At 71.5% G+C, this 3,524-nt stretch carries 4 protein-coding genes; 2 read left to right on the top strand and 2 right to left on the bottom strand.

The window, feature by feature from the left end:
- Window positions 1-84: proprotein convertase P-domain-containing protein (locus tag C2L58_RS26470; protein ID WP_146073680.1), on the top strand; the 84-nt coding region annotated here is incomplete at its 5' end.
- Window positions 85-222: 138 nt separating this feature from the next.
- On the top strand, window positions 223-1,275 hold the full coding sequence (locus tag C2L58_RS26465; RefSeq protein ID WP_199191452.1) for a chitinase: 1,053 nt from the start codon (window positions 223-225) through the stop codon (window positions 1,273-1,275).
- Between the two features lie 133 nt (window positions 1,276-1,408).
- On the opposite strand, the gene C2L58_RS26460 is transcribed toward C2L58_RS26465, so the two are convergent.
- Complete coding sequence (locus tag C2L58_RS26460) at window positions 1,409-2,221, bottom strand: DUF3152 domain-containing protein (RefSeq protein WP_199191451.1); 813 nt, start codon at window positions 2,219-2,221, stop codon at window positions 1,409-1,411.
- Window positions 2,222-2,381: 160 nt separating this feature from the next.
- Window positions 2,382-3,452 (bottom strand): succinyl-diaminopimelate desuccinylase, encoded by a 1,071-nt coding sequence (dapE, locus tag C2L58_RS26455; RefSeq protein ID WP_103340394.1) that lies wholly within the window; start codon window positions 3,450-3,452, stop codon window positions 2,382-2,384.
- Between the last annotated feature and the right edge of the window lie 72 nt (window positions 3,453-3,524).

Here is a 3,524-nt window from a genome sequence, read left to right as displayed (position 1 = left end):
GCGAACGGCGCGTGGAAGCTGCAGATCAAGGACGTCGGCCCGGCCGACACCGGTTACCTGTCCTCCTGGACGCTGACCGTCTGACCGTCCGCTCGGGGGCGTCCCGCGCGGGACGCCCCCGGGTTGTCTAGACCACCCGTTCGTAGGTAGTCAGCGCTTTCCCCCGGTCCTTATCGTGGACGGACACGCCGCGTACGCCCCTCAACGACGATGGGAGCCGGTATGTCCGGTCGCAGAACCCGCTTGTTCGGAACCCTTCTGGCCGCGGTGCTGGCCGTCCCGCTGCTCGTGCCGGCCCCCGCGCAGGGGGCGGTGCAGGCCGACACGTGCGCGGTGAAATCGCGGCCCGCCGGCAAGGTCCTCCAGGGATACTGGGAAAACTGGGACGGCGCCGCGAACGGCGTCCACCCGGGGCTGGGCTGGGTCCCGATCACCGACAGCCGGATGGCGCAGCACGGCTACAACGTCGTCAACGCCGCCTTTCCGGTGATCCGCTCCGACGGCACGGTGTTGTGGGAGAACGGGATGGACGCCGGCGTGAAGGTGTCGACGCCCGCCGAGATGTGCGCGGCGAAGGCCGCGGGCACGACGATCCTGCTGTCCATCGGCGGCGCGGCCGCCGGGATCGACCTCTCGTCGCCGGCGGTGGCCGACCGGTTCGTCGCCACGGTCGTGCCGATCCTGAAGCAGTACAACTTCGACGGGATCGACATCGACATCGAGACCGGCCTGACGAACAGCGGGAACATCAAGACGCTCTCGGCGTCGCAGTCGAACCTGATCCGCATCATCGACGGCGTGCTCGCGCAGATGCCGTCGAACTTCGGGCTCACGATGGCGCCGGAGACCGCGTACGTGACCGGTGGCAGCGTCGCCTACGGCTCGATCTGGGGCGCGTACCTGCCGATCATCAAGAAGTACGCGGACAACGGCCGCCTGTGGTGGCTGAACATGCAGTACTACAACGGATCCATGTACGGCTGCTCCGGCGATTCCTACCAGGCCGGGACCGTGCAGGGCTTCACCGTGCAGACGCAGTGCCTGAACCAGGGCCTGGTCGTGCAGGGCACGACGATCCGCGTGCCCTACGACAAGCAGGTCCCCGGCCTGCCCGCCCAGCCGGGCGCGGGCGGCGGCTACATGTCGCCGAGCCTGGTTTCCCAGGCGTGGCGGTCGGTTCCGGGCCTGAAGGGCCTGATGGACTGGTCGATCAACTGGGACGGCTCGAAGGGCTGGACGTTCGGCAACAACGTCAAGTCCCTGCAGGCCCGCTGACGCGGTCGTGAGTGGTAACGCGGGTTCTAACCCGCGTTACCACTCACGAGCCGCCGGCTCGGAACGGACGAGTTCCCGGAGCCGGCCGAGCCAGTTCGGCGCCGGTCGGGTTGCCGGGCAGCCCAACGGCAGATCAGGAGTCGCCGGCCGGGATCGGGTCGTCGTACTCGCCCGCCGGGCCGGCGTATTCGCGGCCGCCGCCGTCCGGGAACGGCCAGGGGTTCGGGACGCAGCCGTGCAGCCCGAGCGTCTGCTGCTCCATCACCGGCGCCGGCCGGCCCGGGCCCGGGCACAGCTCGTGGCCCTGGCCGAGCCGGTGCCCGGTCTCGTGGGTGACCATGTACTGCCGGTAGGCCTCGAGCGGGGCGCCGTAGTTCGGGACGGCGTTGGCCCAGCGGGCGACGTTGAGCACGACGTTGCTGCCGTTGCGGCAGGAGGTGTAGCTGTCCGGCGTGCCGCCGCACAGCTTGTCGCGGCTGGCCGGGGTGGCGAGGTAGAGGGTGAAGTCGGCCATGTCGGCCGGCCCGACCTGCTGCAGCCGCCACTGGCCGCCGGCGGTCCAGCCGCGCGGGTCGCCGAGGATGGTGCGGATGTCCTTGGCGAACTCGGCGGGCCCGACGCCGTCGATGTCGGTCTCGATGGCGATCCGGTAACGCATCAGCCGGCCGGACGTCCCGGCGACCTCGTCGTTGCCGGGAGTGAACATCCACTGCCCGGACCCGGTCCGCGGGAAGGTGATGGCGGCCTCGGCGACGGGCGCGCTCTGCGTCACGGGCTCCCGCTCGGCCGGCGGCGGCGGGATCGAGGTGGCGTCCCCGATGGCGGTGCGGATCGGCCCGGCCGCCGGCGCGGCCACGGGCTGCCCTTCCCCGCAGGCGGCCACCCCCGCACCCACCGCCAGGGCGAGCACGGCCACCGCCGCGGCTCGTCTCGCGGTTTTCGGCATGGGTCCTCCCGGGGTGCACGGCTTCAGAAGGACATACGGGCCGCGACCGCGAAAAGTTGCGGTGACGTGCGGTGGCGGAGCGTCACCGCAGGTCCGCGACGCGAGTGTGACCACGACCACAGCACCGGCTGCGACGTTCGGTGTACCGGGCGCCGGGAACTCAGGCCAGGAACTTGCGGAGCACGTCCGTCACCTGGCGGATCTCCGCCGTCCGGACGTTCTCCTGCTTCGTGTGGGCCAACGTCGGGTTGCCCGGGCCGAAGTTCACCGCCGGCATGCCGCGTGCCGCGAAGCGCGCCACGTCGGTCCAGCCCAGCTTGGCCGCCGCGCGGCCGCCGGCCGCCGCCACCAGTTCCGCCGCCGCCGGGGCCGACAGGCCCGGCAGCGCGCCCGGGGACAAGTCCACAACGGACAGTTCGAAACCGTCGAAGACCTCGCGCAGGTGACGCTCCGCCGCTGCCGGGTCGCGGTCCGGGGCGAAGCGGTGGTTCACCGTCAGCACCGCCGCGTCCGGGACCACGTTGCCCGCCACACCGCCGCTGATCCCCGTCGCCTGGAGACCTTCGCGGTAGGTCAGGCCGTCGATGTCGACGATCCGCGGGGTGTACTCCGCCAGCCGGCGCAGCGGCTCGGCGAGCGCGTGGATCGCGTTCTCGCCCATCCACGCCCGCGCGGTGTGCGCCCGCTTCCCCGCCAGCCGCAGCTCGATGCGCATGGTGCCCTGGCAGCCGGCCTCGATCACGCCGTTCGACGGCTCGCCGACGATCGCCAGGTCGCCGGCCAGCCACTCCGGCAGCTCGCGCTCGATCCGGCCGAGGCCGTTCTTGACCGCTTCGACCTCTTCGTTGTCGTAGAAGACGAACGTCACGTCGTGCTTGGGCTCGGGCAACGTGGCCGCCAGGTGCAGGAAGACCGCGTCGCCGCCCTTCATGTCGACCGTGCCGAGGCCGTGCAGGATCTCTTCGTCACCGGTGCCTTCGCGCCGCGAAGGCAGGTTGCCGTTTTCGGGCACGGTGTCCAGGTGCCCGGCGAGCACGACCCGCGACGCGCGGCCGAGGCTGGTCCGCGCGAGGACGGTGTCGCCGTTGCGGACGACTTCGAGGTGCGGGGCCTGCGCCCGCAACGCGTCCTGCACCGCGGTCGCGATCTCGGCCTCGGCGCCGGACACGCTGAAGATGTCCACCAGCGCCGCGGTCAGGTCCACCGGGTCGGCGTGCAGGTCGAGGCTCATGCGTTGCTCCTATGTCAAGCCGCTGCGGGGAGTGCGGCCGTGAGGGTTGTGGTGTCGGTTCGCAGGAGGTTG

It is taken from the genome of Amycolatopsis sp. CA-126428, assembly GCF_002904335.1.
Taxonomy (GTDB): Bacteria; Actinomycetota; Actinomycetes; order Mycobacteriales; family Pseudonocardiaceae; genus Amycolatopsis.
The sequence above is the reverse complement of the archived record's forward strand: the minus strand, read 5'-3'. Positions and strand labels throughout refer to the sequence as shown.

Coding starts and splice junctions, on each gene's coding strand:
- C2L58_RS26465 (WP_199191452.1), top strand. CDS start 223: ATGTCCGGTCGCAGAACCCGCTTGTTCGGAACCCTTCTGGCCGCGGTG.
- C2L58_RS26460 (WP_199191451.1), bottom strand. CDS start 2,221: ATGCCGAAAACCGCGAGACGAGCCGCGGCGGTGGCCGTGCTCGCCCTG.
- dapE (WP_103340394.1), bottom strand. CDS start 3,452: ATGAGCCTCGACCTGCACGCCGACCCGGTGGACCTGACCGCGGCGCTG.